The sequence below is a fragment of the Dietzia sp. NPDC055877 genome (genome assembly GCF_053615975.1).
Genome location: NZ_JBSHCV010000018.1, coordinates 45,203 through 67,901, shown reverse-complemented (window position 1 = coordinate 67,901; position 22,699 = coordinate 45,203). Strand labels below are relative to the sequence as shown.

Here is a 22,699-nt window from a genome sequence, read left to right as displayed (position 1 = left end):
GCCCTCGGAGGCCAGCCACCGGTCACCCGACTGACCAACCTCCCTGGACATCACATCTAGCCCGTAAGTTGTTCGGTCCGCGTGATCTGTTCAGCCTGCGAGGCCGGACGCGGCTGCGCCCTGCGCCGCGTGGTCGGGCATCCCGTAGTGATCGGCGAGGAGGTTGACGGTCCGGGCCTGCCCGCGGCGCGAGGGGCCCATCACGGTGAGCATCACCTCGTCGACCTCGGTCCGCGCGTGCAGGGCCTCGAGCGATGTGGCGACCTGCGCCGGGGTGCCGTTGACGAAGCGCTGGGTGTAGGTGTCGAGTATCTGACGCTCCTGCGCTGTCGCGGGGTACGCCTCGACCTCGTCCGCGGGAAGCAGGCTGTAGGACTTGCGCTGGAACATCCGCAGCATCGCCATGGCGGCCGACATGGCCTGGCGGTGGGCCTCGTCCGCGTCGTCGTCGGCCACCACCCCGATGCTCACCAGCGTGTACGGCGCGAACAGGGCCTCGGACGGGCGGAAGTTCTCCCGGTACAGACGGAACGCCGACTCGACGTCCGCGTTCCCGAACTGCAGCGCGAAGGCGTAGGGGCGGCCGAGCGCGGCGGCGAGCTGGGCCGAGTACGGCGAGGAGCCGAGGATCCAGACTCCAGGCCCGGCGCTCGTGTGAGGGACCCGGTTCTCCGCGGACTGCCACCGGCCGGGCTCGGCGTGGACGTCGCGGTACGGGTGCCCCTCGGGGAACTCGTCGGCCAGGAAGCCGAGGCGTTCGAGGACCTGCTGTGGGAAGTGGTCATTGGCCTCGTGATGGCGGCGCAGGGCGGCCGCGGTGGCCTGGTCCGTGCCCGGCGCGCGGCCCAGCCCCAGGTCGATGCGTCCGGGGGCGAGGGCGTCGAGCATCCCGAACTGCACCACTGCCTCCGGGCATGGGTGCGGAGGAAGAAACGATCGCACGGGGCCGCCCGCGCATACGCCCGCAAGCGCGACCGCGCACTGGACCCCACGCCGGCGTGCTGACGCCGACCGCCGCGATCAGCGCGCGGAGCAGGCCAAGGCGATGAGGTCGCGGAACCAGTACCAGGAGTCCTTGCGCGTGCGATCCTGGCTCTCGTGGTCCACGTGGACCAGCCCGAATCGCTCGGCGTACCCGGCCGCCCACTCGAAGTTGTCCATCGCCGACCACGCGTAGTAGCCGCGCACGTCCACCCCGAGGTCGATCGCGTCCACGACCGCGGCCAGGTGCGCGCGCAGGAACTCGATCCGCCGGTCGTCGTGGACGGCGCCATCAGGCCCCGGCTCGTCGTGGTAGGAACAGCCGTTCTCGGTGATCGTCACCGGCGGCAGATTCGGGTAGCGCTCGTGGAGCTGCACGAGGATATCGGTGAGCCCGGACGGCACGATCGGCCAGTCGAAATCCGTGCGCTGCACACCCTCGATGCGAACCGGCCGGAACGGCATGTCCTCGGGAAAGTCCACCTCGAGCACGCCGGAGTAGTCCTTCCCGGGCCGCGGTGCCTCGATCACCGTCGGTTCGTAGTAGTTGACGCCGTAGTGGTCGAGGGGTCGGGAGATCGCGACGAGATCCTGCTCGAGCTGCTGCGCGGTCAGCCCCGCGGATGTCATGACGAGCTCGGCCACCCAGTCCTCCGGATAGCAACCCCGCAGGATCGGATCGGAGAACGTCCAGTTGGTGAGGATGCGGAACAGGTCAGCGGACTCGGCATCTGCGACGTCGGCGTTGTCGTCGTCGTCAGGTCCTCCCGCGGCGCCGGTCGCGGCGAGTACGGGGAAGTGCTGCTGGACCACCCCCACCTCGTGCCGGCCCCCGGCCGCACGGATCGCGTCCACCGCCAGCCCGTGCGCGCGCAGGAGATTGTGGGCGACCGGCAGGCAGTCCAGGCCCAGGCCCAGCGCGGGGGCGTGATCGGTGAGGGCGTGCCCGTAGAGCGTGTGCACGTTCATCTCGTTGAGGGTCAGCCAGTGCGTGACCCGGTCCCCGAGCGCGTCCACCACGACCGCGGCGTAATCCGCGAGCGCGTCCGCCGTCGAGCGCTCGAGCCACCCGCCCTCGGATTGCAGCGCCTGCGGCAGGTCCCAGTGATAGAGCGTGGGCACGGGCGTGATGCCGGCGGCCAGCAGCCCGTCGACGAGTCGGGAGTAGAAGTCCAGCCCTGCGCGGTTCACCTCGCCCCGGCCCGCGGGCAGGATGCGCGACCACGAGATCGAGAAGCGGTAGTCGTGCGCGCCCAGTTCGGCCAGGTCACGGACGTCCGCGGGCCAGCGGTGGTAGTGGTCGCACGCCACGGCGGGGGAGTCGCCGCCGCGGATGCGGCCCGGTTCGGCGGCGAAGACGTCCCAGATGCTGGGTCCGCGGCCGTCGATGTCGGCGGCGCCCTCGATCTGCGCGGCGGCGGTGGCGGTGCCCAGTCGGAAGCCGGCGGGCAGTACGGGGCCGGCAGGGGTGCGCGGCACGGGACGGTCGGGCGCGGTGGCGTCGGTCGGCATGGGGTCCTATCTCACGGATCGCAGGGGAAGGGTGCACAGGGCGGCCGCCACGGCGATCACCGCGCCGACGCCGTACAGGGCCGGGTAGCCGGCGGCGGAGAGCACGAGGGGCGCGGCGAGGGCGGGGGCGAGCACCTGGGGTAGCGAGTTGGCGATGTTGGCCACGCCCAGCAGGGTGCCGGAGGTCGCGCCGTCGGCGAGCGTGGAGGTGATGATCGCCATGTCCACGCCGATGAACAATCCCCAGCCCAGTCCCAGGATGGTGGCGGCGAGGAGCACGACCGGCATCGTGGTGGCCAGCGCGAGCAGGATCAGGCCGCCCGCGGTGGTGAGTGCCCCGGCCACCGCGAACACCCGGCGCCGGGCGAACCGATCCGAGACGGCTCCGGTCAGACCCGCGCACACCGCGGACAACACCAGGGTGATCACGGTGACGATCAGGACCGAGCCGGCGACGTCGTCGGCCTGCACCACCTCGTCGAGGAAGAAGAACAGGTAGAGGAGCAGGATCGCGTTGGTGAGGTTCATCAGGAAGCGCAGCAGCCACGCCCACGTGTAGTCGCGGGTGGGCCGGAAACCGCGCGCAACGCGGTCCCTCGGAACAGACGCCGGGACGCTGCCGGTCATCGCCGACGATGTCCGGTCGGCCACGACGATCGCGACCAGAAGTGTCGGGGTGGCCACGGCCAGGACGAGATAGCCGACCGCTCCCGCACCGACGGACTCGGCGACCACCGTCCCCGCGATCACGCCGACGATCTGCCCCACGCCGAACAACGACCCCACGATCCCGCGTTGGGCGACCGGGACCCGGTCGGCGATGAGGGCCGCCAGCACGGCGAACGGGCCGTTGAGCCCGAGCTGGACGAGCACCCAGCCGGCCAGCGTGAGGGGGCCGGTGGACGCGGTGAACAACACGACCTGGCCGATCACCCCGATAGCGGTGCCGGCGTAGACCACCGGCATACGGGTGCCGAGACGGCCCCGGCATCGGTCGGAGGCTAGCCCCCAGAGCGGGTTGGCGACCAGTGCGACCGCCGCCCCCGTACCCACGACCAGCGCGAGCAGTCCCTCGCGGCCGCTGGGCCCGGCGATGAGATCGGTCTGCGCGGGCAGCAGGATCTGCAGCGGGCCGAACCAGGAGGCGAACACCGCCACGACGCCGAGCGTGAGCGCGACGATCCACCCCGCCCCAACCGGCGAGGGCTCAGGTGACTCGACCGACGTGGCCGACATGGCCGACACGGAAGGCGGAACAGGCGAAGCAGGCGGAGTCGGCGAGGTCGGCGGGTCCGGCGCGTCCGGCCGACGCGGCGCTTTCGACCGACGCGGTGGGTTCGGCGGGGCGCCGGCGGTCACCTCGCGCGTTCCCAAGTGGCCACCCACGCCTCCGCGCCGCCCATCAGCTGGCGCTCGAGTTCGGCCCGGTCCGGCCCGGCGCGGTGCAGGACGTCGGTGATCCAGTCGGCGTACAGACCGTACTGCGCGACACCGTCGACGTTGAGATCGTACACCCGCTCGGCGAACCGCCAGCGGTCCATCACCTCACCGCTGGGCGCGGTGAACGGGTAGACCAGCGGGTCCGCCGCCGCGCTGGGCCGGGGCTCGGCGAGCGGGGCCAGCCCGTTGACGTCGGAGCCGATGCCGTAGCCGTCCCACGGCCGGGTGGCGCCGGCGGTGGTGGCGCGCCAGGAGTCGAGAAAGCCCTCGTCGAAGTTCTCGGTGGGGTCGGGCGGGTAGGCGAACGCGGCCGTGAACCCGCCCATCTCGTGCATCCGGCGGCTCAGCGCCGGGTCCGACCACGTGTGGTCCACCACCAGCCCGCCGTAGCCGACCTCCTCGGCCAGGTCGAGGGTGCGGGTCGCGCTGGCCACGCTCATGTGGTCGAGGTTGATGAGCATCCCGCGGTCCATGAGCCCGCGCACGGCGTGCTCGCCCAGCGGGGTCAGGCCCCGGACGTTGCACAGAGGCTCCTGCGGGTACACCGGCAGACCGGCGCCCGCGGGAGCGCCGGACGAGGCCGCGGCCAGGCCGGCCGCGACGGGCGTGCTGGCCAGCGGCTGGGCGTGGTCGGAGGCGTCGGTGGTGCAGGGCCGGGTCTCCCAGAACCGCTGCGCGGCGAGCTTGTTGCCGATGTTCACGGCCAGCCCGGCCAGGTCCTCGTCCATGCGGGCGCCGCCGAGGGCGTTGTCGAACTTGTGGACCGGGAACACCGTGGACACGCCCCACGAGGCGAACTCGTCGAGGCCGCGGTCGATGTCCTCGGCCGCGCACTGGGGAATATCGTCGATCGTGCGGCACCCGAACGGCTCCGAGGCCTCGACTCCGAGGGTGACGGCGAGCTTGCCCTCACCCGCGATCCGGCGCACGTCCTCCGGTGAGCGGGCGATCCGGAACCAGCCCTGGCCGGGACCGCCGTGCTCGGCGTCGATGTGCGCCTCCATGCGGTTCAGATAGTCCACCTGCCTGCGCAGCTGGTCCATCTCGTCGCACGAGTGGGGCGAGCCGACGAGCATCTCGCACAGCACGCGGTTGGCGACCAGATGGTTGTTCAGCACGCGCTGCCCGGCCCGCCACGACCGCTCTATACCGGTGTAGTAGGCCTGCTCGTGGAGCTGCGAGTTGTGCGCGGGCCAGCTGGTGAAGGTGGGGAAGCCCTGCGCCCCACCGGGGATGTCGGTTCCGCCCAGGATGCCCTCGAGCAGCGCGAAGTGGCCGGTGCCCGAATGTGATGGGCAGTCCGCCATCGCCTCCGCCAGACCGCCGGGCGCGAACGGTCGGCCGCAGCGCAGCGCCCCGCCGAAGGCCTCGGAGGCGGCGATGTGGGCGTGGGCGTCGATGTACCCGTGGATCGGCCCGCCGGGCTGGGCCGCCGGGGCCTGGCCGGAGGTCTGCGGGCCGGTCGCCGGCCCGGCGTTGCTCGTCGGCGCGATCGCCATGGAGGCCACCAGGACGACGACGGCGAGGAACGCCCACGCGGCCAGAGCCCACCCTCGGGAAAGAGGCGATCTTGTCGTCGTCGTCATCGTCACGTCACGGGGCGCCATGCTGTGACATTAACCACACCTCCGCGGCGGGTGGGGGCTTTCCTCGCCGGGCCCGGGTGCGGTTACTCCGGCCGGGCCGGGGATCAGAGCTGAGACGCGACCTCGGAGGCGACCAGCTCGAGGTGATCCAGGTCCGACATGTCCAGGACCTGCAGATAGATGCGGCGCGCGCCGACCTCCGCATACCTGCTGATCGTGTCCACGACCTCGGCCGGCGAGCCCGCGGCGCCGTTGGCGCGCAACTCGTCGACCTCGCGGCCGATCGCGTCGGCCCGGCGGGCGAGCTGTGCCTCGTCGCGCCCGCAGCACAGCACGAGCGCCGCCGACCGGAGGATCTCCTCGGGGGCGCGGCCGCGCTCGGCGCACGCGGCGTCGACGCGCTGGTACTGCGTGGCGACGGTGTCGAGGTCGGCGAACGGCACGTTGAACTCGTCGGCGAACCGGGCCGCCAATGCCGGGGTGCGGCGCTTGCCGTGGCCGCCGACGATCACTGGCGGGCGCGACTGCAGCGGCTTGGGAAGGCCGGGGGAGTCCACCAGGTCCACGCGCTTGCCGCGGACGGTGAGCGTTTCGCCGGCCGGGGCGGACCACAGCTGCTGGAGCGCGCCGAGGGTGTCCTCGAGCAGGTCGAAGCGCTCGCCGAGCGGCGGGAAGGGCACGCCGTATGCGGTGTGTTCGTCCTCGTACCAGCCGGCGCCGAGGCCCACGTCGAGGCGGCCGCCCGACATCTGGTCGACCTGCGCCATGGAGATGGCGAGCGGGCCGAGGTGGCGGAAGGTCACCGACGTCAGCAGCGTGCCCAGGCGGATGGTGGACGTTTCGCGGGCCAGGGCGGCCAGCGTCAGCCAGGCGTCGGTGGGGCCGGGCATGCCGGTGACGCCGCCCATCTTCAGGTAGTGGTCGGAGCGGAAGAACGCCTCGTAACCGAGGTCCTCGGCGGCGCGGGCCACGGCGAGCTGATCGTCGTAGGTCGCGCCCTGCTGCGGCTCGACGAAGACGCGGAGACCGACGGACGGGGAGACTGGGGCGGGGCTATCTGCTGGCATGGCATCCAGGATGCCCGCGGTCCGCACGAAGGCGCCAACCGTGCGGGGGTGACCGGGCAGTCGGTTGCCGGACTCGCGCTTCAGCGCACATGAGCCGGTTGCAAGACACCCGAGCCGAGTTGCAAGACATCTGATGCGATTCATGCCCCGGTTTTCGCACCTCTGGTCTTGCGAATGGGTTGGCATGTCTTGCAACCCGGGCGGGGTGTGCAGTCCCGGTGGGGTCTGCAGTCCGGGCGGGGTGTGCAGCCCTGGTGAAGTGCTTGCAGCCTCGGGCGGGGTGCCGGGCTAGTTCGTGTCGGCCACCAGCGCCTCGATGGTGAGGTGATCCATCTCCTTGCTGATGTACTGCAGCCGCCACTTGTCGCCGAAGAGGGCCAGCAGTTCGCCGTCGGTGCGCTGGAACACCTCGACCCCGCGCTGACGGTTCAGCTCGTCGGCGGACTCGGCGTCGGTGCGGCGGGCGATGGAGTACGGAAGGTTGTCGACGATCACCTCGACGTTGAACTCGGCCTTCATCCGGGCCGTGACCACCTCGAACTGCATGGGGCCGACCGCGGCCATGACCGGATTCGCGTCGCCGCGGGTGTCGTTGCGCAGGATCTGCACCACGCCCTCGGCGGCCAGCTGGTCGATCGCCTTGCGGAACTGCTTGTACTTGCCCAGCGACTGCGCTCGCACCACCGCGAAGAACTCGGGAGCGAACTGCGGGATCGGCGGGAACTTCACCTTCTTGCCGGTGTAGAGGGTGTCTCCGGGAGCGAGGCCGGTGGCGTTGACCAGGCCCACCACGTCTCCGGGGTAGGCGGTCTCGACCGTCGAGCGGTCACGACCGAACACGGTGAGCGCGTACTTGGTGGTGAACGGCTTCGCCGTCTGCGCGTGCTGGACCACCATGCCGCGCTCGAACTCGCCCGAGACTACGCGCATGAAGGCCAGCCGGTCGCGGTGCGCGGCGTCCATGCCGGCCTGCACCTTGAACACCACGGCGGAGAACGGGTCGGTGGTCTCGCGGGGCTCCCCGCCGACGGTCGGCCACTCGCGTGGCGGCGGCGCCAGGTCGACCAGCGCGTCGAGGATCTGGTGCACACCGAAGTTGAGCATCGCGGAGGCGAAGATCACCGGGCTGGTCTCGCCGGCGAGGTACAGCTCCTGGTCGTGGTCCTGGCCCATCGCCGACAGCAACTCGGACTCCTCGACAGCGGTCTCCCACACGTCGCCCTCACGCTCGAGCGCTTCGGCCGGGTCGTAGATCTCCTCCGGCGCGATGGTCGAGCCACCGGCGGTGCGCGTGAAGTGCACGTACTCCTCGGGCGCCCCGCCGGAACCGCGGCGCAGCAGCCCGCGGTAGTCGCCGGCGATGCCCACGGGCATGAACAGCGGTGTCGGCACGAGCCCGATCTGCTCGGTGATCTCGTCCAGCAGCTCCAGCGGCGTCTGGCCGGGCCGGTCCCACTTGTTGATCACGGTGATGATCGGCAGCCCGTTGTGCTTGCACACCTGGAACAGTTTGAGGGTCTGCGGCTCGAGGCCCTTGGCGGCGTCGATGAGCATCACGGCCGCGTCCACGGCGGTGAGCACGCGGTAGGTGTCCTCGGAGAAGTCGGCGTGGCCGGGGGTGTCGACGAGGTTGATGACGTACGGCTCGTCCGCGGGGTCGGCGCCTTCGGGGACGTAGTTGAACTGCAGGGCGGTGGAGCTGACGGAGATGCCGCGGGCCTTCTCCATCTCCATCCAGTCCGACACGGTCGAGCGGCGGCCCGACTTGCCGTGGACGGCGCCGGCCTCGGTGATCACGCGGGCGTGCAGCGCGAGCGCCTCGGTCAGCGTCGACTTACCGGCGTCCGGGTGTGCGATGACGGCGAACGTGCGTCGGCGGGCGACCTCGGAGGTCACATCGCCGGATCCGTCGGTACCGGGCTGCTGCCCGTTCGTGCCGGCGTTCTCGGCGGTGTCCGTCACGCGTCCTCCTCGTACTCGGGCGGCGTTCGCCGCAGTCGGTCCAGTTTACGTCCGAGCGGTCAGGGCCGCCCAATCCGGGCATGTGGCCCGCGGGGCGGGAGTAACCGGGGGAAGGTCGAGGTGGCGGAGCCGCCGCGGGGGCGGTGCTCGGGGCGTGTTCGGAGCAGGCCGCCGGTTCAGCGCACTTCCGCGAGCGCGTCGAGGTAGCGGCGGGTGATCCGGTTCTGTTCGGCGCGCGCGATCGGGCCGCCGAGTCGCGCGAACCACGTGGCGTGCTCGGATTCGGCGGTGATGGTCAGGCGCACGTGGCCCGTGGCCGCGTCTTGCGTCACGACGAACGACTCCCAGCCGCGCTCGGGGTGGCCGGGCAGCGACCGGTAGGTGAACCCGCGGGCGTCGTCGTCGTCGACAACCTCGGTGACCTCGCACGGCGCGGACACTCTCAGCCACACCGCGGGGCCCGAGCGGGGGCGGAGCGTCACGGTCCGACCGGGGGTGGCGGGTCCGTCGACGACGACGACGAGGCCCGCCCCTCGGTGCATGTCCCAGTTGAGGAGGGACCGGCTCGCGCGCTCGAACAGTTCCGCCCCGACGCCCAGGTGGGCGGTTCGCGTGAAGCGCCGGGGCCGACTCATGTCCGTATCGCGCCGGCGGCGCGCTCCGATTTCCGGCCGGTCACGCGGAGTGGACCTGGTTCTGGGCCGTCTCCAGGCCGTGCTGGAGGAGCAGCTCCACGGCGTCGGCGGCGTCCTGGACGAGGAACGGGACGTCGGGCTGCTCGAGCTTGGAGAAGCGCTTGAGGACGAAGTCGGCCACCGCCATGCGGCCGGGCGGGCGGCCGACCCCGGCACGGACCCGCAGGTAGTCGCGGGTGCCCAGCGACTGAGTCAGCGAGCGGAGGCCGTTGTGGCCGCCCTCGCCGCCGCCGCGCTTGAGGCGGACCTGGCCGAAGTCGATGTCGATCTCGTCGTGGATCACGATCACGTCGGTCGGCTTGACGGAGAAGTACTTCGCCACCGCCGCGGTGGGGCCGCCGGAGAGGTTCATGTAGCTGCGGGGGCGGGCCAGGACGACCTGCCGGCCGGCCAAGCGCGTCTGGGTGATCTCGCAGTTGGTCTTCTTGTGGGTGCTGAAGCTCGCCGGCATGGGCAGCGCGCGGGAAGCCAGTTCCTGCAGGACCTCCCAGCCGATGTTGTGGCGGGTGCCCTCGTAGTCGGGTCCGGGGTTGGCCAGGCCCACCACGAGCGCGGGGCCGGTCGGTTCAGCGGTAGTCACGCCACTCATGATCCCAGATGCCGTCGTGGGGGTGCCGGTCCGTCAGGTGCGCAGTTCGGCCCGGGCGATGTCGAGGACCGCGTCGGTCAGGGCGTCGAGGTCCGGCGACTGTAGTTTCCAGTGTTGCCAGAACAGCGGCACGTCCAGCGGCCGGACGGGGGAGACGTTCTCGATCTCCCCGGACACCAGCCACGGTGTGGCCAGCTGCTCGGGGATCAGACCCCAGCCCAGGCCCGCCACGATCGCCCGGACGTGGTCGTGGGAACTCGGGATGTAGTGCCGTGGCCCGGTGGGCTGGCGGCGGGTCAGCCGGCGGTAGTAGTGGTTCTGGTGGGCGTCGCTGCGGTCGAAGTCGACGATCGGCGCGCGACCGAGCGCAGCGGTGGGCGAGCCGTCGCGCAGGTGTCGTGCCACGAATCCGGGGCTGGCGCAGGCCAGGTAGCGCATCGAACCCAGCGGGAGCGAGCGGCAGCCCTGCACTGGACGGGACTCGCTGGTGACCGCTGCCATCACCTCGCCGCGGCGCAGCAGCTCGGACGAGAGTGATTCATCCTCGCGCCGGATGTCGAACACCACGCGGCCCGCCGAGTGGACCTCCGTCATGGCGTCGAGGAACCAGGTGGCCAGCGAATCGGAGTTACACGCCACCGCCAGCGCCACATGCTCCTGGCTCGTCACCGAGTCGCCGAGCTCCCCGGCCAGGGACTCCTCGAGGTGCAGCATCTGACGGGCGGTCCGGAGCACCACCTCGCCCGACTCGGTGGCGGTGATCGGGCGTTCGCGGCGCACCAGGATCCGGCCCGCCGACTCCTCCATCGCGCGGATCCGCTGGGACACAGCGGACTGGGTGATGTGCAGGTGAGCGGCGGCGGCCTCGAACGAGCCGAGATCCACGACGGCGGCGAGGGTGCGGAGCTGATCGAGCTGAAGAGTGGACATAAGTACTGCTAATGCTAAGTCATAAACAGTAGTGGCACTACTGATGCACACCGCTCTAGCGTGAGTACGTGACCACCACTTCCACACTTCTCATGGGCGCCGGCATGGGTCTCGGACTCATCGTGGCCGTCGGCGCACAGAACGCCTACGTCCTCCAGCGGTCTATCCGCGGCGATGTCCGGATGGCGCCGATCGTCGGGTTCTGCGTGGCCTCCGAGGCCGCGCTGATCATGCTCGGCGTATTCGGGGTGGGCGCCCTCGTCGAGGCCGCGCCCGGGGCGATCTCGGTGATGACGTGGGTCGGCGTGGCGTTCCTCGTGGCCTACGGCGGGTTCGCGGCCTACCGGGCGATCCGGCCGGGGCAGGGATTGCAGGCCGGCGGGGACGCGCGTATCCCGTCGACGCTCGGTGCGGTGGCGGCGTGCGCGGCGTTCACCTGGCTCAACCCGCACGCCTACCTCGACTCGGTGGTCTTCCTCGGCACGCTCGCCAATCAGCAGGCGGGCGATCTGCGCTGGGTGTTCGCCGCGGGTGCGTTCCTCGCCGGCATCGCGTGGTTCTCGCTCATCGGGTTCGGCGGCAAGGCGCTGCGTGGGCTGTTCTCCCGTCCGGGTGCGTGGCGCGTTCTCGACGCCCTCATCGCCGCGATGATGTTCGTGCTCGCGTTCGGCCTCATCCGCGGCTGACCTTGCCGCTGCCGGGCCGACCAGCGGCGACTGCGGACGGGCCGCGGGGGGTCGGGAGATGCAGACGGGCCCGGCACGACGTGATCGTCGTGCCGGGCCCGGTCCGGTGAGGCAGCCGTCAGGCCGCGTCCGCGTGCATCACACGCGGGAGGCTCACTCCTCCTCGGCAGCCTTCGCGGCGTCCTCGGCGGCCTCGCCCTCGGGGGCCTCTTCCTCGTCCGACTCGAGGTCGGCCTCGGTCGGCGCCTCGATGACGTTGACGAGCAGGGTCTCCGGGTCGGAGATCAGGGTGGCGCCGGTGGGCAGCGTGACGTCGGCGGCGGTGAACTGGGTGCCCGCCTCGACGCCGGCGATCGAGAGCTCGAACTCCTCGGGGATGTTGGTGGCCTCGACCTCGACCTCGATGACGTCGGCATCGGTGGTGACCAGGGTGCCCGGGGCGGCCTCGCCCGTGACGAGGACGGCGATCTCGACGACGACCTTCTCGCCCTTCCTCACGACGAGGAGGTCGGTGTGCTCGATGATGCGGGTCAGCGGGTGCACGTCGATCTGCTTGGGAAGAGCGAGCTGCTCCTCGCCCTCGATATCGAGGGTCAGCAGGGCATTGGTGCCCGCGTAGCGCAGGATCGCGGCGAACTCGAGCGCGCCGAGAAGCAGGTGGCGGGGCTCGGTCTTGTGGCCGTACAGCACGGCGGGCACCTGGCCCTCGCGGCGGGCGCGACGGGCGGAGCCCTTGCCGAACTCGGTACGGACGGCGGCAGTGAGCGCGTTCTTGTCGGACATGCGATGACCCCTAGGTGAGTATTTCCGGCCCGGCGCGAAACGAGACCTCACGGAAAACCGCACTGGAGGTGATCGCGTCGATAACGGAGTGGCCGGGTGGCCCTCCCTCGCCGAGATGACCCGATAAGACTACCGTCGCCCGGTTCGGCTGCCCAAATCCGGTCAGGCCCGGGCCCGGGCGGCGCCGCGGACGAAGCCGCGACAGAGTTCGGGCGACTTGTCGCCGTTCGGGTCGTCGACGCCGCTGTTGACGTCCACGCCGTAGGGGCCGACCTGCTCGGCGGCGGCACCCACGTTGCCCGGGTTCAGGCCGCCGGCCAGGATCACCGGCGTCCCGATCGGGGCGACGGCCTCGACGATGCGACGGCTGATCGACCAGTCGTGCGTTTTGCCGGTTCCGCCGAGCCGGTCCTTCGAGCGCGAATCGAGAAGCAGCGCATCGCAGTGGGGTGCGGCCTCGACGGCGTCGTCGACGGCCTCCTCGCCGGAGACGTGGATGGCCTTGAGGACCTTCCTGCTGCCGGCGCCGGCGCGAACGGCCTTGAGGGTCTCGAGGGTGACGATGCCGTGGACCTGGATCGTGTTGACCCCGGTCTGGTCTGCCAGCTCGAGAATGCTCTCCGGGGTGTCCCGGTGGGTCACCAGCACGGTGGAGACGAACGGCGGAGTGGCCGCGGTGATGCGGCGGGCGACCTCCGGGGTCACCTCGTCCTCGCTGCGGTGGTTGATCCCGCAGATCAGTCCGATGGCGTCGGCTCCGCCCTCGAGCGCGACGCGCAGGTCGCTCTCGTTACGGATGCCGCAGATCTTGGCTCTCATGGGTCAGAGGATCTCTTCCACTGCAGCGGTGGGACGAGCCATGCGGGTGCCCTTGGGCGTCACCACGAACGGCCGCTCGATCAGCCGCGGGTGGGCCACCATCGCGGCGAGCAGCTCGTCGTCGGACGCCTCGAGGAGGCCGAGCTCGGTGAACTCGGCCTCCTTGACGCGCACCGCCTGCCGGACCGTCAGCCCGGCATCGGCGATGAGGGTGCGCAGTTCCTCGACGGTGGGCGGCGTGTCGAGGTACTTGATGATCGTCGGCTCCACGCCCCGCTCCCGGAGCAGCTCCAGCGCCTGCCGGGACTTCGAGCATCGGGGGTTGTGGTAGATCGTGGCGTCCATCGCGGGCCTGCCTACGCGGAACCGTTGAACAGGCTGGTCACGGAGCCGTTCTCGAAGACCTCGTGGATGGTCCGGGCCAGCAGCGGCGCGATGGACAGCACGGTGAGGTTCTCGAAGCGCTTCTCCGGCGGGATCGGCAGCGTGTCCGTGGTGATGACCTCCTTGGCGCCGCACGACGCGAGTCGCTCGGCGGCCGGATCGGAGAAGATGCCGTGGGTGGTGGCGATGATGACGTCCCCCGCGCCGGCGTCCTTGAGCACCTTGACGGCGCCGGCGATGGTGCCACCGGTATCGATCATGTCGTCCATGAGGACGCAGGTGCGGCCCTCGACGTCACCGACGACTCGGTTGGACTTGACCTGGTTGGGCACATTGGGATCGCGGGTCTTGTGGACGAAGGCCAGCGGGGCGCCGTCGAGGGCGTCGGCCCACTTCTCGCCCACCTTGACGCGACCGGCGTCGGGGGAGACCACCACGATGTTGTCCGTGCCGTAGTGCTGGCGGACATAGTCCGACAGCTGCCCCTGGGCGTGCATGTGGTCGACCGGGCCGTCGAAGAAGCCCTGGATCTGGTCGGTGTGCAGGTCGACCGTGATGATCCGGTCGGCACCCGCGGTCTTGAGCAGGTCGGCGATGAGCCGGGCCGAGATGGGCTCGCGGCCGCGGTGCTTCTTGTCCTGGCGGGCGTACGGGTAGAACGGCAGAACCGCCGTGATGCGCTTGGCGCTGCCGCGCTTGAGCGCGTCGATCATGATGAGCTGCTCCATGATCCACTTGTTCAGCGGAGCCGGGGCGCTCTGCATCACGAAGGCGTCGCAGCCTCGGACGGACTCCTCGAAACGGACGAAGATCTCGCCGTTCGCGAAGTCACGGGCGGTCTGGGGGGTGACCTCGACACCCAGTTCCGCGGCCACCTGATCGGAGAGTTCGGGGTGTGCGCGCCCCGCGAAAAACATCAGGTTCTTCTGGTTGTCGATCCACTCGCTCACTGCGTGCGCCCGTCCTTATGAGAGTCGTTCCGGGTTCGAAGGGCGGCCGCCGCCGAGCCGGAGTCCGGCCGGTTCTCGATCACCCAGTCGTCGATGTTCCTCTGTCGTCCACCGGACACCGCGAGAGCTCCCGGCGGGACGTCGTCCTTGATCACGGTACCGGCGCCCGAGTAGGCGCCGTCGCCGACGGTAACCGGTGCCACGAACATGGTGTCCGATCCTGTGCGGCAATGATCGCCGATCACTGTACGGCTCTTGTTCACTCCGTCGTAATTGACGAAGACGCTCGAGGCCCCGATGTTGGTGTGCTCCCCGATCGTGGCGTCCCCGACGTACGTCAGGTGCGGCACCTTGGTGTGGGCGCCGACCCGCGACTTCTTGACCTCGACGAAAGTGCCGATCTTGCTGGCCTCGCCGAGGTCGGCCCCGGGGCGTAGATAGGCGAACGGGCCGACCTCGGCGTCAGCCCCGATCGTGGCGCCGATCGCATGGGTGCGGATGACGGTCGCGCCCGCTCCGACCGTGGTGTCCTGCAGCGTGGTGTCGGGGCCGACGGTCGCGCCGTCGCCGATCTCGGTCACCCCCGTCAGATGGGTGCCCGGCAGGATCGTCACGTCCCGACCGATCGTGACGTCCACATCGACCCACGTGCTCGCCGGATCCACGATCGTCGCACCGGACCGCATCGCGTCCTCGCACAGCCGACGGTTCATCTCCGCCGACAGCGCTGCCAACTGCACCCGGTCGTTGACGCCGGCCACCTGGTCGGCGTCCTCGAGGCGGTGGCCGCGGATGAGGCCGTTGGCGCGCCGGGCCAGCTGGATGACATCCGTGAGATACAGCTCGCCCTGCGAGTTGTCGGTACTCAACTGTCCGAGCTTGTCCCGCAGGACCTGCCCGTCGAACGCATAGATGCCCGAGTTGACCTCGGTGATCGCCTTCTCGTCCTCCGTGGCGTCCTTGTGCTCGACGATCCGCAGCACCTCGCCGTCGTCGTTCCTCACGATCCGGCCGTACCCCGTGGGGTCGGGCGCCGTCGACGTGAGAACGGTGACCGCCGCCCGCGGCCGCATATCGTGGCGCGTCACCACCTCGCGCAGCGTGTCCGCGTCCAGGAGCGGGATGTCGGACGTGGTGACCAGCACCGTTCCCTCGAACCCCTCCGGCAGGCCCGACATGCCCGCGGCCACCGCGTCACCCGTGCCGTTCTGCTCCACCTGCACCGCCGTCGACACCGGGACCCCCAGGTCGGCGGCGATCTCGTGCACCGCGGCGGACACCGTCTCGCGCTGGTGGCCCACCACCACGACGATCGCGTCCGGGGAGATCCCGGCCGCCGCGTGCATGGCGTGGCCGAGCATCGTCCGACCACACACGCGGTGCAGCATCTTGGGCGTGTCGCTCTTCATCCGGGTGCCCGACCCTGCGGCCAGGATGATGACCGCGGTCTTCCCGCGGTCGGTCTGGGGTGTCGTCATCAAGTCTCCTCGGGCATGGCGGTGCCCAGTGGTGGGGTCGACGGTTCGGCCCAGGGTACGGACCGCGGTCAAGGATAGAGGGTGGTCGCGGTACTCCGGCTGATCCCGCGGGGTAGCGTGCCCGGAGTGTCAGTGTTCAGACGGCAGCTCGCGGACACCCGGCCGCTGAGCGAACCGGCCTTCCGTAGGTTGTGGCTCGCCAACATCGTGACGGTGATCGGCGCGCAGCTGTCGATCGTCGCGGTGCCGCAACAGGTCTTCCAGATCACCGGCAGCTCCGCCTACGTCGGATTGACGGGCGTGTTCGCGTTGGTGCCGCTCATCGTGTTCGGACTGTGGGGTGGCGCCCTGGCCGACGCGCTCGACCGGCGCAGGCTGCTCATGATCACCACGCTCGGGCTCATCGCGACCGCGGTGCTGTTCTGGCTCCAGGCCGCGGCGGGCAACCAGAACGTGTGGCTGGTCATGGTGCTGCTGGCGGTCCAGCAGGCGTTCTTCGCCGTCAACCAGCCCACCCGCGCGGCGATCATCCCGCGGCTGATCCCGTCGGACCAGCTCGCGTCCGCCTCCGCGCTCAACATGACGGTCATGCAGTTCGGGGCGATCGTCGGCCCCGTCTCGGCAGGCATCCTCATCCCTGTTGTGGGACTGGACACCCTGTACCTGCTCGACTCGATCGCCCTGCTGGCCACGCTGTGGGCGGTGTTCCGGTTGCCGCCCCAGCCCGTCGAGGGCGAGCGCCGGTCGGTCGGGTTGCGGTCGGTGTTCGACGGGTTCGTCTACCTGGCCACCCGCCGCATCCTGCTCGCCTCGTTCCTGGTCGACATCATCGCGATGGTCTTCGGCATGCCGCGTGCGCTGTTCCCGCAGATCGCCACCGAGTCGTTCGGCGACCCGGTCAGCGGCGGCACCGCACTGGGCATGCTCTTCGCGGCGATGAGTGTGGGCGCCGTGCTGGGTGGCGTGTTCTCCGGCTGGATCCCGCGTGTGCGACGCCAGGGCCTGGCGGTCCTGGTGTGCGTGGCGCTGTGGGGGTTGGCGATGGTCGCGTTCGGCCTCGTCGTGGCGGCGGCCTCGCCGGGCGGGTCGGCGTGGTGGCTGTGGCTGGCGCTCATCGCGCTGGCGTTCGGCGGCGCCGTCGACATGATCTCGGCCGCGTTCCGCCAGGCGATCCTGCTGGACTCGGCCACCGACGAGATGCGCGGCCGCCTGCAGGGCGTGTTCATCGTGGTGGTGGCCGGCGGGCCCCGCATCGGCGACGTTGCCCACGGCGTGGCCGCCGCGTCGGTGGGTACCGCGGTCGCCGCCTCGGGAGGTGGCGTGCTGGTGGTGATCGGTGTGGTGATCTGTGCTGTCGCGTTCCCGGCGTTCCTGCGCTACACCGTCCGCAGTGCGGTGGAGCGGGGAAGCAAGGGCTGAGCGGCCCCGGCCTCAGCCCGCCGGGTACTGCGCGCCCCGCAGCAGCCGCGCCAGGTGCGCCGCGTTTGCCGCCGCCGTCGAGTTGGTCGAGGCCACTGCCGACGGCGTCTCGTCGAGATCCAGGTAGTCCACCGGGTTCATGGCCTCGCCGTTCCAGTAGGTGCAGCCCTGCGCCGGGATGGTGAACCCGATGTCGTTGAGGCCCTGGAACAGGTCGGCGACGATCTTGTGCGCGCCGTCCTCGTTCCCGACCACCGCCACCACGGCCACCTTGCCGAACATGGCCGGCCGGCCCTCGTCGTCGGTCGCGGACAGCTGCGCATCCAGCCGTTCGAGAACGCGCTGCGCGATGCTGGACGGGTTACCCAGCCAGGTCGGCGTGGCCAGCACCAGTACGTCGGCGGCCCTGACCTTCTCGAGGAGGGCGGGCCACTCGTCGCCGCCGCCCATGTCGTCCTCGACGCCCGGCCGCACGTCGTGGTCGACGACCCGCACGGTCTCCCCGGCGACCCCGTGGCCGGCGAGCTCGTCGAGCACCTGTCGTGCGATGAGTTCGCTACTGGACTCCGCGGGCGAGGCCTTGAGCGAGCAGACGAGCGCCAATGCCTTCAGATCCGTATCCATGTGCCGCACGCTAGGACCGTGGCCCTCCTCACACAACCGGTCGCGCCACGTTCCGCGGGCCGTTGGCCCGCACCACGACGTCCCTGCCGACCAGCTCTTCGCGAACGGAGAGTTCGGTCAGTTCCTCGGACAGGAACGCCAGGAAACGCGACCCGTCCGCGTGCAGGGAGCCGATCATGATCCCGCGATCCGGCCCGCCTGATCCGTGGTGCACGGTGTACGACTCGATACGCGCGGATCCCTCGGCGTGCCGGGCGACCGGCCGCCGGGACGCAGGGTCCGGCACCCGGGCGGCGGGGCCGGCCAGGGCCCGGGCGCAGGCCGGATCGCCGCCGCACCACGGGCGCGGGTCGGGGGAGTAGATCCCGACCGAGTACTTGTCGAGGATCCCGCCGTTGGCGCCGACCAACCCGTACCCGCCGCCTGCCGCACGCAGTCCGGATACGGTGTCGGCGATCGCGTGCGTGCTGTAGCCGTTGCCTGGCCCGCCGAAGAACGGCAGACCGCCGGTCACGGTGAAGCGGCGTCGATCGCCGACCCGGAGCCCGAGCCCGTCGAGAACCGCGAACACCGGCGCGGCAAAGCAGCTGTAGAGGTCGAAGGTCGTCACGTCGTCGACGCCGATCCCGGCCATGTCGAGCGCCGTCGACACGGCGTCCACCGCGGCGGTCCCGCGGTCCAACCTCGGCCGCTCAAGCAGCGGGAGGTCGGTGACGTCGGCGTGTCCGTGTAGGTAGACCCACCGCTCTCGCGGCACACCCGCCGCCCGCGCCGCGTCCTGGGACATGAGCAGGACCGCCGCTCCGAGGTTCACCTTCTCCCGCGCGATCGTCCGACGTGGATAGGGAGACCACACCATGCGGTTGTCCGGGGTCACGGTGGCGAGTTCCTCGGCGGTGAACGCCCGCCGCACGGCCGCGAGCGGATTCCCGGCGGCGACCTCGGTGAACGGCGCGAACAGCTCACCGATCGCGCGGCGGTAGGCCGCCGGATCCATGCCGAGCGCGGCCCGACGGGCGGTATCGACCAGCGCATAGGCGGCCGGGGCGCTGAACAGTTCGTGGGTGAGCAGGTTGTCGTCGAGGTAGTAGTCCCACCCGGCGCCGCGGTCCTCGAGAGGGCCGTCGGTGTGATCGGCGAAATCCGGCCGGTCGTTCCTGTCGGCGAAGTGAGCCTCCGTCGACAGGGCCTCGCCGCCTGTGATCAGTACCGCGTCGCAGTCGCCGCGCGCGATGCGTCCACTGAACTCGGTGACCAGGTGCTGCGGGCTCTGCCCACCCACCATCTCCAGCACGGCGCGGGGCGGGTCGATCCCGATGCGTCGACAGACGGCGCGCGGGTAGTTCGACGCCCCGCCGAGAGGTGGCTCGACCGGCCCGGACAGCTCGAACGGTCGGATACCCGCGAGCACATCGATTGCGGTCGAGACCCTGCCCGGCGACCCCGCCGCATCCTCGATCGCCGCCCGCCCGGCCGCGGCCGCCAGGTCGGCGGACGACCAAAACCGATAATCGGCGGAGTCGAGCGGGTCCGACGCCTGCCCGACCCCGACGATCACCGGCGTGGTTCCAGGGGCTGGATTCATGGGCCACTCCTCATCGCATGTCCACCCGATCATCCCGCGAGCGCGCCCGGAGCGGTGGAGACATCATTGAAGGTTCCCTAACCTCGGGCCACGCCCGACCTGAACCGGCAGCGGCGTCCTCAGGTGCGCCGGTGGAAAGGGGATCACCATGTCCGAGGACACTCAGTCCGCAGAGAAGGAGTCGGTGGCCGACGTCGTCGTCGAACGACTGACGGCCTGGGACGTCGAGAGGATCTACGGCTACGCGGGGGACGGCAACAACCCCCTGCTCGGCGCGCTGCGCCGATCCGGTGTCGGCCCGCGCTTCATGCGCGCCCGCCACGAGGAGGCGGCCGCGTTCATGGCGGTGGGCGACGCCAAATACTCCGGCCAGGCGGGCGTGGTCTGCTCCACCCAGGGACCGGGCGCCGCCCACCTGCTCAACGGTCTCTACGACGCCAAGCTCGACAGCGTCCCCGTGGTGGCGCTGGTCGCGCAGCAGCACACGAGTGTGCTCGGCTCCGGCTACCAGCAGGAGATCGATCTAGCCGCCGTGTTCGCGGACGTGGCCGGGCCGTACATGCAGACCGCGGCGTCGGCCGAGCAGGTGCCGATGGTCCTCGACCGTGCGTTCCGCGCCGCGCTGACCTATCGCACGCCCGTGGTGGTGGTTCTGCCCCACGACGTGCAGAACCTGCCGGCGCCGGAGCTCGGTGACGAGCTCGACCAGGAGCACGGCGTGGTGGTGACCGCGCCCGAGTGGACGCACGGCGTGGTGACCCCGCGCGACGACGACGTGGCCCGCGCCGTAGAAGTCCTGGACGCGGGGGAGCGGATCGCGATCCTGGCCGGGCGTGGGGTGGCCGGGGCGCGCGACGAACTCATGGAGCTGGCCGAGCGCCTGGACGCGGGCGTCACGATGAGCTTGCTCGGCAAACCCTACGTCGACGAATCGTCGCCGCTGGTGGGCGGCACCATGGGGCATCTGGGGACGACGGCGAGTGCGCGGATCCTCCAGAACTGCGACACCCTGCTGATCGTCGGTTCCAACGATCCGTGGACGGAGTTCTATCCGCGCCCGGGGCAGGCGCGGGCGGTGCAGATCGATCTGGATCCGGCGAATCTGGCCAACCGCTATCCGGTCGAGGTGGGGATGGTCGGTGAGGCGGCGTATGCGCTGAGGGCGCTGACCGAACGGGTCGCCAGCCGGGATCGCTCCACCTGGCGTTCGGATGTCGAGACGTGGGTGGGGCAGTGGCGGGAGATCTCCCGCGAGCGGGCCGAGGTGACCGCGCGGGGGCTGAACCCCGAGCTGGTGGCGCGGCGGCTGGCCGAGTGTCTGCCGCACGATGCCCGCCTGTCGGTGGACGTGGGCAGCTCCGTCTACCACTACGTGCGGCAGATGGACCTGCCCACCTCGGTGCCCGCGCACCTGTCCAGCACGCTGGCGTCGATGGGGTGCGGGGTGCCTTACGCGCTGGCCGCCAAGGCCGGGGCCCCCGGCCGGCCCGTGGCGCTGCTGGCCGGCGATGGCGCCATGCAGATGCTGGGAATCAACGAGCTCATCACGGTGGCCGAGTCCTGGCCCGGGTGGGAGGACCCGGTGATGGTCGTGGTGGTGCTGAGTAACCGCGATCTGGCGGAGGTGAGCTGGGAGCAGCGCGAGTCCGAGGCCCAGCCCCGGTTCGCGCGGTCTCAGGAGGTGCCCGGCTTCGACATGGCCGGTTATGCCGAACTGCTCGGACTGCGCGGGGTACGGGTGGAGACGGCCGAGGAGGTGGCGCCGGCGCTGGAGGCAGCGTTCTCGGCGGACCGGCCCACGGTGATCGATGCCGTCACCGATCCGGATATCCCGCTTCTGCCGCCGTTCCCGCACGGACGCGAGATGCTGGAGAGCATGCGGACAGGCCTGCGGGCCGAGGGTGAGGCGGGGTCCCACGCGCTGGAGCTGCTGGAGACCTACGCACGGATGGAAGAGGAGCGGTTCACATGAGCGCACCGAACACGCCCGGTGGAAATGGCGGCCGCGAACCGGACTTCCGCCCCGGGCCGGATCCGAACTTCCGTCAGGACGAGCACGCCGGCTTCGGACCCGACGCGGAGGTCGAACGCACCCCGCGCCGCGGCCGGCAGCCGGTGCTGGCGGTCCTGGCGATCATCGGCATCGTGCTGCTGGTGCTGGCCGTGGGGATCTTCGGCGGGATCTTCTGACGGCTCGGCGGCGCCGGCAGTCGGGAAGGGCGCGGCCACTGAGCTTGTGCTCCCCCGCCAGGACTCGAACCTGAAATGCCTGAACCAAAATCAGGAGTGTTGCCGATTACACCACGGGGGAACGGCCCGCGAGCGGGCCAGCACCAGTCTGGCATACGAGCACGGCCCCACCGCTGCGTACCCGTTCGCGGATGGGTGGCCAGGCTCACACGGGGGAGTCCGCCCCCCGATCGGTCGGCCGCGCCCAATGCTCCGACTAGGCTTTTCCGTCGAGGGAGGCCACACCACATGACAGGTCAGTCGGAAATGACGCCGGCGCCGCGTACCAGGATGTCAGCGGCCAAGCGCCGCCAGCAGTTGGTCGAGGTGGGCCGCCGGATCTTCGCCGAGTACGGCTACGACGCGGCCACTGTGGAGGAGATCGCGTCGGTCGCAGGCGTGTCCAAGCCCGTCGTCTACGAGCACTTCGGCGGCAAGGAGGGCCTGTACGCGGTGGTGTGCGACCGCGAGTTGGCCTATTTGGGTGCCGAGATCACGGAGGCGTTGGAGGGCGAGGGGTCGCGCCGCCGCATCGAGCGCGCCGCGATGGCGTTGCTTCGCTACGTGGAGGAGCGCACCGACGGGTTCCGGATCCTCGTGCGTGACTCATCGCTGAGCAATGGCGGCTCGTACTCGACGCTGCTCAACGACGCCACGGCCAGTGTCACGTACATCCTCGAGGAGGAGTTCGTGGCCCGCGGGTTCGACCCGGTCACGACGAACGTCTATGCCCAGGCCCTGGTCGGCATGGTCTCCGGTACCGCACAGTGGTGGCTTGACGAGCGCACTCCGCCCAAGGAGAACGTGGCTGCGCATATCGTCAATCTCTGCTTCAACGGCCTGTCGCACCTCGATCCCGCGCCGTCGCTCGAGTCCGACGTCATGGCGAAGTACTCCGGCCACAGTCATCCGGCCGGCGACTCGGCCGGGCGCGATCTGCGCCCGGGGCCGGCCCGGCCCTGAGCGCACCGGAAGTGATG

21 protein-coding genes and 1 tRNA gene are annotated in these 22,699 nt (G+C 70.6%); 5 read left to right on the top strand and 17 right to left on the bottom strand.

Going from position 1 to position 22,699, the window contains the following annotated elements:
* Positions 1–90: 90 nt before the first annotated feature.
* The 9 genes from ACWGLC_RS15140 to ACWGLC_RS15100 all read right to left on the bottom strand — a co-directional run bounded on the left by ACWGLC_RS15140 (position 91) and on the right by ACWGLC_RS15100 (position 10,762).
* Positions 91–900, bottom strand: coding sequence for an MsnO8 family LLM class oxidoreductase (locus ACWGLC_RS15140; protein ID WP_452100655.1), 810 nt, complete (start codon positions 898–900; stop codon positions 91–93).
* Between the two features lie 120 nt (positions 901–1,020).
* Positions 1,021–2,493: a GH1 family beta-glucosidase gene (locus ACWGLC_RS15135; RefSeq protein ID WP_452100654.1), complete on the bottom strand. Its 1,473-nt coding sequence runs from the start codon at positions 2,491–2,493 to the stop codon at positions 1,021–1,023.
* 6 nt (positions 2,494–2,499) lie between these two features.
* Positions 2,500–3,729 carry an MFS transporter gene (locus ACWGLC_RS15130; RefSeq protein WP_452100653.1) on the bottom strand — a complete coding sequence of 410 codons (1,230 nt, stop codon included), beginning with the start codon at positions 3,727–3,729 and terminating at the stop codon, positions 2,500–2,502.
* 119 nt (positions 3,730–3,848) lie between these two features.
* The gene (locus ACWGLC_RS15125; protein ID WP_452100652.1) at positions 3,849–5,540 is read right to left on the bottom strand and encodes a hypothetical protein; all 1,692 of its coding nucleotides are present in this window, start codon (positions 5,538–5,540) and stop codon (positions 3,849–3,851) included.
* A gap of 83 nt (positions 5,541–5,623) precedes the next feature.
* Complete coding sequence (locus ACWGLC_RS15120) at positions 5,624–6,586, bottom strand: LLM class F420-dependent oxidoreductase (protein ID WP_452100651.1); 963 nt, start codon at positions 6,584–6,586, stop codon at positions 5,624–5,626.
* A gap of 288 nt (positions 6,587–6,874) precedes the next feature.
* On the bottom strand, positions 6,875–8,482 hold the full coding sequence (locus tag ACWGLC_RS15115; protein ID WP_452100656.1) for a peptide chain release factor 3: 1,608 nt from the start codon (positions 8,480–8,482) through the stop codon (positions 6,875–6,877).
* Positions 8,483–8,724: 242 nt separating this feature from the next.
* The gene (locus ACWGLC_RS15110; RefSeq protein ID WP_452100650.1) at positions 8,725–9,183 is read right to left on the bottom strand and encodes a DUF1990 family protein; all 459 of its coding nucleotides are present in this window, start codon (positions 9,181–9,183) and stop codon (positions 8,725–8,727) included.
* Between the two features lie 40 nt (positions 9,184–9,223).
* Positions 9,224–9,832, bottom strand: a complete 609-nt coding sequence (gene pth / locus ACWGLC_RS15105) for an aminoacyl-tRNA hydrolase (protein ID WP_452100649.1) — start codon at positions 9,830–9,832, stop codon at positions 9,224–9,226.
* A gap of 33 nt (positions 9,833–9,865) precedes the next feature.
* On the bottom strand, positions 9,866–10,762 hold the full coding sequence (locus ACWGLC_RS15100; RefSeq protein ID WP_452100648.1) for a LysR family transcriptional regulator ArgP: 897 nt from the start codon (positions 10,760–10,762) through the stop codon (positions 9,866–9,868).
* A 68-nt stretch (positions 10,763–10,830) separates the two neighbouring features.
* Between ACWGLC_RS15100 and ACWGLC_RS15095 the strand changes: the two genes are divergently transcribed.
* Entirely contained in the window at positions 10,831–11,448 is a 618-nt protein-coding gene (locus ACWGLC_RS15095) for a LysE/ArgO family amino acid transporter (protein WP_452100647.1), read from the top strand.
* 153 nt (positions 11,449–11,601) lie between these two features.
* Here the strand turns inward: ACWGLC_RS15095 and ACWGLC_RS15090 are convergent, their stop codons facing one another.
* From ACWGLC_RS15090 to glmU, 5 genes are all read right to left on the bottom strand, one after another.
* Positions 11,602–12,231, bottom strand: a complete 630-nt coding sequence (locus ACWGLC_RS15090) for a 50S ribosomal protein L25/general stress protein Ctc (RefSeq protein ID WP_452100646.1) — start codon at positions 12,229–12,231, stop codon at positions 11,602–11,604.
* Between the two features lie 162 nt (positions 12,232–12,393).
* Positions 12,394–13,050 carry a phosphoribosylanthranilate isomerase gene (locus ACWGLC_RS15085; RefSeq protein WP_452100645.1) on the bottom strand — a complete coding sequence of 219 codons (657 nt, stop codon included), beginning with the start codon at positions 13,048–13,050 and terminating at the stop codon, positions 12,394–12,396.
* 3 nt (positions 13,051–13,053) lie between these two features.
* Positions 13,054–13,395, bottom strand: coding sequence for an arsenate reductase (glutaredoxin) (gene arsC, locus ACWGLC_RS15080; RefSeq protein WP_230930016.1), 342 nt, complete (start codon positions 13,393–13,395; stop codon positions 13,054–13,056).
* A gap of 11 nt (positions 13,396–13,406) precedes the next feature.
* Positions 13,407–14,384 (bottom strand): ribose-phosphate diphosphokinase, encoded by a 978-nt coding sequence (locus tag ACWGLC_RS15075; protein ID WP_295649082.1) that lies wholly within the window; start codon positions 14,382–14,384, stop codon positions 13,407–13,409.
* Positions 14,381–15,862 carry a bifunctional UDP-N-acetylglucosamine diphosphorylase/glucosamine-1-phosphate N-acetyltransferase GlmU gene (glmU, locus tag ACWGLC_RS15070; protein ID WP_452100644.1) on the bottom strand — a complete coding sequence of 494 codons (1,482 nt, stop codon included), beginning with the start codon at positions 15,860–15,862 and terminating at the stop codon, positions 14,381–14,383. Before glmU ends, ACWGLC_RS15075 begins: the two co-directional genes overlap by 4 nt.
* A gap of 126 nt (positions 15,863–15,988) precedes the next feature.
* On the opposite strand from glmU, the gene ACWGLC_RS15065 reads away from it, so the two are divergent.
* Positions 15,989–17,281 carry an MFS transporter gene (locus ACWGLC_RS15065; protein WP_452100643.1) on the top strand — a complete coding sequence of 431 codons (1,293 nt, stop codon included), beginning with the start codon at positions 15,989–15,991 and terminating at the stop codon, positions 17,279–17,281.
* Between the two features lie 12 nt (positions 17,282–17,293).
* Here ACWGLC_RS15065 and ACWGLC_RS15060 read toward each other — a convergent pair whose 3' ends face one another.
* Together ACWGLC_RS15060 and ACWGLC_RS15055 are read right to left on the bottom strand one after the other, a co-directional pair.
* Positions 17,294–17,905 carry a flavodoxin family protein gene (locus ACWGLC_RS15060; protein ID WP_452100642.1) on the bottom strand — a complete coding sequence of 204 codons (612 nt, stop codon included), beginning with the start codon at positions 17,903–17,905 and terminating at the stop codon, positions 17,294–17,296.
* 28 nt (positions 17,906–17,933) lie between these two features.
* A complete protein-coding gene (locus ACWGLC_RS15055; RefSeq protein ID WP_452100641.1) occupies positions 17,934–19,490 on the bottom strand; it encodes an acetyl-CoA acetyltransferase in 1,557 nt (518 codons plus the stop codon).
* Between the two features lie 148 nt (positions 19,491–19,638).
* Here ACWGLC_RS15055 and ACWGLC_RS15050 point away from each other — a divergent pair, with 148 nt between their 5' ends.
* Together ACWGLC_RS15050 and ACWGLC_RS15045 are read left to right on the top strand one after the other, a co-directional pair.
* The gene (locus ACWGLC_RS15050; protein ID WP_452100640.1) at positions 19,639–21,462 is read left to right on the top strand and encodes a thiamine pyrophosphate-requiring protein; all 1,824 of its coding nucleotides are present in this window, start codon (positions 19,639–19,641) and stop codon (positions 21,460–21,462) included.
* Complete coding sequence (locus tag ACWGLC_RS15045) at positions 21,459–21,680, top strand: hypothetical protein (RefSeq protein WP_230930010.1); 222 nt, start codon at positions 21,459–21,461, stop codon at positions 21,678–21,680. Before ACWGLC_RS15050 ends, ACWGLC_RS15045 begins: the two co-directional genes overlap by 4 nt.
* A gap of 49 nt (positions 21,681–21,729) precedes the next feature.
* On the opposite strand, the gene ACWGLC_RS15040 is transcribed toward ACWGLC_RS15045, so the two are convergent.
* Positions 21,730–21,801: transfer RNA gene (locus ACWGLC_RS15040), tRNA-Gln, on the bottom strand.
* A gap of 209 nt (positions 21,802–22,010) precedes the next feature.
* On the opposite strand from ACWGLC_RS15040, the gene ACWGLC_RS15035 reads away from it, so the two are divergent.
* On the top strand, positions 22,011–22,682 hold the full coding sequence (locus ACWGLC_RS15035; protein WP_452100639.1) for a TetR/AcrR family transcriptional regulator: 672 nt from the start codon (positions 22,011–22,013) through the stop codon (positions 22,680–22,682).
* The last annotated feature ends 17 nt before the right edge of the window (positions 22,683–22,699 follow it).